The organism is Candidatus Atribacteria bacterium (genome assembly GCA_011056645.1).
GTDB lineage: Bacteria > Atribacterota > Phoenicimicrobiia > Phoenicimicrobiales > Phoenicimicrobiaceae > Sediminicultor > Sediminicultor quartus.
This window is the reverse complement of sequence record DSEL01000133.1, coordinates 1-3,224: the sequence shown is the minus strand read 5'-3', so window position 1 is coordinate 3,224 and position 3,224 is coordinate 1. Positions and strand designations below refer to the sequence as shown.

The 3,224-nt window shown below is 35.7% G+C and carries 2 protein-coding genes; both read right to left on the bottom strand.

Going from position 1 to position 3,224, the window contains the following annotated elements:
• Window positions 1-155: 155 nt before the first annotated feature.
• Window positions 156-2,804 carry a pyruvate, phosphate dikinase gene (locus ENO17_05375; GenBank protein HER24456.1) on the bottom strand — a complete coding sequence of 883 codons (2,649 nt, stop codon included), beginning with the start codon at window positions 2,802-2,804 and terminating at the stop codon, window positions 156-158.
• A 2-nt stretch (window positions 2,805-2,806) separates the two neighbouring features.
• Window positions 2,807-3,224: phosphoenolpyruvate synthase regulatory protein (locus tag ENO17_05370; GenBank protein HER24455.1), on the bottom strand; the 418-nt coding region annotated here is incomplete at its 5' end.

The window sequence follows — 3,224 nt, the reverse complement described above, 5'->3', positions numbered from 1 at the left end:
TAATTATATAGGGGCGTATTCATTACACCCCTATATAATTTTAATTTGTATTTTGGTTTTATGTTTTACACTTTTTAATGATCGTTATAAGCTATTTTCCTTAATTCTCCAATTGAATAATTAACCAATGGGTAAATTGGTAAATTATTATTGTTTTATTTTTTATTTTTTTCTTTTATTACCGCCTGAGCAGCAGCTAATCGAGCAATAGGAACCCTAAAAGGTGAACAGCTCACATAGTTTAATCCTACAGAATGACAAAATTCAACTGATTGCGGTTCTCCGCCATGCTCTCCGCAAATTCCTACTTCCAAATCAGGACGAGTTTTTCTTCCTAACTTGGTACCCAGCTCAACTAATTTTCCTACTCCTTCGCGATCCAATACTTCAAAAGGATTATTTTCTAAAATTTTATCGGTAACATATTTTAACAAGAATTTTCCTTCGGCGTCATCCCGGCTTATTCCAAAAGTAGTTTGAGTTAAATCATTAGTACCATAAGAAAAGAATTCAGCTTCTTTAGCAATCATGTCGGCAGTCAGTGCCGCTCTCGGTAATTCAATCATGGTGCCTACTTTATAATCTAATTCTACCCCGGCAGATTTTATCTTTTCGTCGGCAATTTTTCTGGTTCTCTTACATATCGGTGAAAACTCGTTTATATGACTGACCAGAGGAATCATTATCTCAGGCTTCACTTCTATGCCCTTCTTGGTTAATTCAATAGCAGCTTCAATGATGGCTTCTACCTGCATATCATATATTTCCGGGTATAATAAACCTAATCTACATCCTCTAAGCCCCAACATAGGATTCATTTCATGCAAAGATTTAATTATTTCTAATAGCTTTTCCTTCTCGGCAAGTTCCGCTGAATCTCTATTTTTTAATTTTAAAGTGGTAACTTCTATTAAAGTATCTTCTAGATTAGGTAAAAATTCATGAAGTGGAGGATCAAGAAGCCTGATAATCACGGGCAATCCTTCCATAGCTTTTAAAATACCCAAGAAATCTCCCTTCTGTACCGGCAGTAATTTTTCCAAGGCCTCTGCTCTACTTTTTATGCTATCGGCCATAATCATTTTTTGAACAATAGGTAATCTATCTTGCTGCATAAACATATGCTCTGTTCTGGTAAGTCCTATACCTTTTGCCCCTAATTCTCTTGCCTTTTTCGCATCTTCCGGTGTATCGGCATTAGCGTATACACCCAAACGTTTTATTTTATCGGCCCAGGATAACAGAGTTTCAAATTCTTTACTCATTTTCGGTTCGATAGTAGGCACTTTTCCAAGAAATACTTCACCAGTCCCTCCATCTATAGTGATAAATTCATCTTTCTTTATAATTAAATCATCAACGTAAATAATCTCTTTTTTTATACTAATATTTAAAACACTACAACCGGCTACACAAGCTTTGCCCATTCCTCTCGCTACCACAGCCGCATGACTGGTCATACCTCCTCTACTGGTAAGGACACCCTGTGCTTCTACCATCCCATGTATATCATCAGGTGTGGTTTCTGTTCTGACTAATATTATCTTTTCTCCTTTTTTTCCTAATTCTTCTGCTTCATCCGCAGTAAAGATAACTTTACCATAAGCAGCTCCCGGAGAAGCAGGCAATCCCTTAGCTATTACCTTAGTTTTAGCGTTTGGGTCTATTCTTTTATGTAATAGTTGATTTAATTGATTGGGCTCTACCCGCAGGATTGCCTCCTCTTTGGTAATTATTCCTTCTTCTACCATATCAACCGCAATTTTAAGCGCTGCTTGGGCGGTTCTTTTACCGGTTCTGGTCTGTAGTAAGTAGAGTTTTCCCCTTTCTATGGTAAATTCAAAATCTTGAACATCTCTATAATGTTTTTCTAAAATCGAAACAATTTCAATCAGTTCTTCATATACTTTTGATAAATCATTCTTAAGATTAGACAATGACAAAGGTGTTCTTATTCCTGCAACTACATCTTCTCCTTGAGCGTTTAAAAGATATTCGCCGTAATATTCCTTTTCTCCGGTGGAAGGATTTCTGGTAAATCCAACCCCTGTTCCTGAATCTTCTCCCATATTGCCAAAAACCATCTCTTGAATATTTACTGCTGTTCCCAAATCATCGGAAATTTTATTAATCCTCCGGTAAGTTACTGCCCTTTTAGTATTCCAGGAATTGAATACAGCGTCTATAGCAGTTTGTAATTGTAACTCCGGATTTTGAGGAAAATCTTTTCCGGTTTCTTTTTTGACGAGTTTTTTATATCCTTCTACTAATTCTTTCAGCCCTTTACAGTCAATTTCTGTATCTAATCTCACTTGATATTTTTCTTTTATCTCTTCTAAAATATGTTCAAATTTATCATGTTCAATACCCAAAACTACATTTCCAAACATCTGAATAAAACGTCGATAACTATCATAAGCAAAACGTTCATTTTGTGTGTTCTGGATAACTCCCTGAATAGTAATATCATTTAACCCTAGATTTAAAACTGTATCCATCATACCGGGCATGGAAATTGCAGCACCGGATCGGACGGAAACTAATAATGGGTTTTTTGGATCTCCCAATTTCTTTTTAGATACTTTCTCCAACCTTATTAAATGTTCTTTTATCTGGCCTTCTAACCCTTCCGGGTATTTTTGGCCATTTTTATAATATTCGATACAAGCTTCTGTACTTATAGTGAATCCATGAGGAACAGGAACTCCTATTCGGGTCATTTCTGCCAGACCTGCACCTTTCCCTCCTAAAATGGATTTCATATCCCCTTTTCCTTCATCAAAAAAATAGACATATTTTTTCATACTTATTTTTCCTCCTTTATCATTTTAAGTATATTTGTGGCAATGTCTTCAATAGCCATATTGGTTACGTTTATTATCTGACATCCAATTTTTTTATAAATACTGTCTGCATATTTTAACTCTTTGATTACTCTTTCTTTTTTATTATATACACCCTCGTCTGGAAGACCCAATGCTTTTAATCGTTCACTTCTTATTTCAATTAATTTATCGGGATCAATGCTTAAACCCACTACTTTCTCCGGTGGTAAACTGAATATTTCGATGGGCGGTTCAAATTCGAAATCTAATACTATATTGGCCACCTTTACCCCTTTATAGGCAAGATACATACTAAGGGGAGTTTTGGAAGTTCGAGACACTCCCAATATTACTATATCGGCTTTGGATAAATCTAATTCTCTCTGACAGGCATCATAC

Bases quoted from the DNA above. Each gene is read 5' to 3' on its own strand.
- ENO17_05375 (HER24456.1), bottom strand. From the start codon at position 2,804: ATGAAAAAATATGTCTATTTTTTTGATGAAGGAAAAGGGGATATGAAA.